The following is a 2,070-nucleotide window of genomic DNA, read 5'->3' on the forward strand; positions in this document are numbered from 1 at the left end:
CTGGCCCTCAGCGCCTGACCACCCCAAGAATCACGCGGGGACTGCGTTACACCACGCAAATGGACTTGACCGCTGTGGTTCCGTGTCGAAGTAGTCGATCGCGGTCCGATGCGTGGCCCGGACCGTTCCCGCAAGACCGTCCTGGGATGGGGCGGTTCTTGTCCTTGAGCACTAGATGAATCCTCGCCGCTGGACCGGCGACCGCTTCCGCAGCGGGTCCTTGTGCAGGCCCTCGGCGCCCAGCAGAAAAGGTTCTGTCATGCCTACTACTCACCGGTTCCTCGCCGCCACCTCTGTCGTCTGCTTTGCTCTCCTCGCCCCCGTTGCCGCCTCCGCGTCCCCGGCGGAGCCACCGTCCGAGCCACCAGTGGAGCAGCAGTGGCCCCCGGCCAGCACTCACGGGGCGTTCCTGCCTCTTCCTTCCTTTTTCTCGGAGCCTCAGACCGTCCCGGCGTGCGACTCCGAGCTGACCTTTTCTATCGGGGACGTCGACGCGGGGCAGTACCGGGCCCTGGTCACGGCCGAGGGAGACACGGTCGTGGAGTTCCGCGACGAGTCCACCGCGGACATCACCCGGGCATCCGACGGGGCGATGCTCGATGAGGTGGACCTTTCCGGTACCTCCTTCGACATCTATTCCGCCGATGGGACATCGATTACTTACGACCGGCCCGGTCCAGCGGTGGTGGTTGCCTTCGACGAGTTCGAAACGGCGGCCCTCGCCGAGCAGGGCTTGCCGCAGGCGTTTCTCTTCCTCTCCGGTCGCCTGACCGAGACGGTGACCTTTGAGTCCACCCCGGAGCCTGGCCAAGAGGTCCCGGAGGTGGTCGCTGCGGAGATCACCGAGAACTCCGCCGAGTACGTCTTCGATCTGTGCGACCTGCTCGATCAAGCAGCACAAGACAGCGCGGAGGAGGAAGCGTCTGCTTCATAGCCGATCAGGGAGCCGCCAGCCACGGCGGTGGAACGGCCCTTTATCGAGAGGAAGGGCGTATCGGAAGGTGTGGGTTGCGAGTCACTTCGGTTGTGAGAATCGAGCACTTCCGGTGGTTGTCGTTCTCAGGTGCCGGTCCTTGGTCTGCAGGGCACCACGGAGGTCGTCGTCCTGGTCCTCTTCTGTGGGAGTGGAGCGGTGTGGGGCAGGTTCTTTGGTGTGGCCAGCGGCTGGGGTTGCTGTGAGAGTTGCCTTCGAGCCGTGTGACGCTTCAGAGTGATGGGCCATAACGATCGGACCTTCACCGCCTCCAGGGCGGGCATCCTTTTTCTGGATGGAGACTGGCGGTACGGGACCGGCCGATGACCGTGGTGGTTCCGTGTCGAAGTACCCGATCGCGGTCCGTTGCCTCACTGGGGCCGCTCCCGCAAGACCGTCCGAGGATGGGCGGGTCCTGTTCTTGAGTATCAGTTGAGTTCTCGCCGCTGGGTCGTAGCCCGCTTCCGCTGCGGGTCCCTGTGCAGGCCCTCGGCGCCCAGCAGAAAAGGTTCTGTCATGCCTACTCCTCACCGGTTTCTTGCCGCCACTTCTGTCGTGTGCTTTGCTCTGCTCGCCCCGGTTGCCGCCTCTGCGTCCCCGGTGGAGCCGCCGATCGAGCCACCGGTGGAGCAGCCGTGGCCCCCGGCCAGCACCCATGGGGCGTTCCGTGCTCTTCCCGCCTCGTTTTCGGACCCTTGGACTTACCCGGCGTGTGGCTCCGAGGTGACGCGTTCGATCGGGGACATCGACACCACCCAATACCGTGCACTGGTCACCGCCGAGGGGGACACCGTGGTGGAGTACCGCGGTGGGGTCACGGTCGACATCACCCGGGCCTCTGATGGGGCCAGGCTTGAGGAGTTGGCCCTGACCGAGTCAGGGTTCGAGACCTACTCCACCGATGGGAGGAGCGTGACCTACGACTGGCCCGGCACGTGGTTGGTGGTGGCCTTCGATGAGGTCGAAGCCGCGGCCTTTGCCGAAGCGGGGTTGCCCGAGGCATTCGTGTATCTGTCCGGGCGCCTGAGCCTGGATGCGCCGACGTTGATTTTCTTGTGAGCTGATCGGGATCAGTTCATCGATTTCTAGTCTTGGGT

The 2,070-nt window shown here is 64.5% G+C and carries 2 protein-coding genes; both read left to right on the forward strand.

The genetic code is table 11. The annotated features are described in order from the left end of the window. The first annotated feature begins 538 nt into the window (after positions 1–538). Positions 539–934, forward strand: coding sequence for a hypothetical protein (locus ACFYE1_RS17300; RefSeq protein WP_387745735.1), 396 nt, complete (start codon positions 539–541; stop codon positions 932–934). A gap of 762 nt (positions 935–1,696) precedes the next feature. Beyond that, positions 1,697–2,032, forward strand: coding sequence for a hypothetical protein (locus tag ACFYE1_RS17305; RefSeq protein ID WP_387745738.1), 336 nt, complete (start codon positions 1,697–1,699; stop codon positions 2,030–2,032). The last annotated feature ends 38 nt before the right edge of the window (positions 2,033–2,070 follow it).

This window comes from Kocuria nitroreducens, from assembly GCF_042879195.1.
GTDB lineage: Bacteria > Actinomycetota > Actinomycetes > Actinomycetales > Micrococcaceae > Kocuria > Kocuria nitroreducens.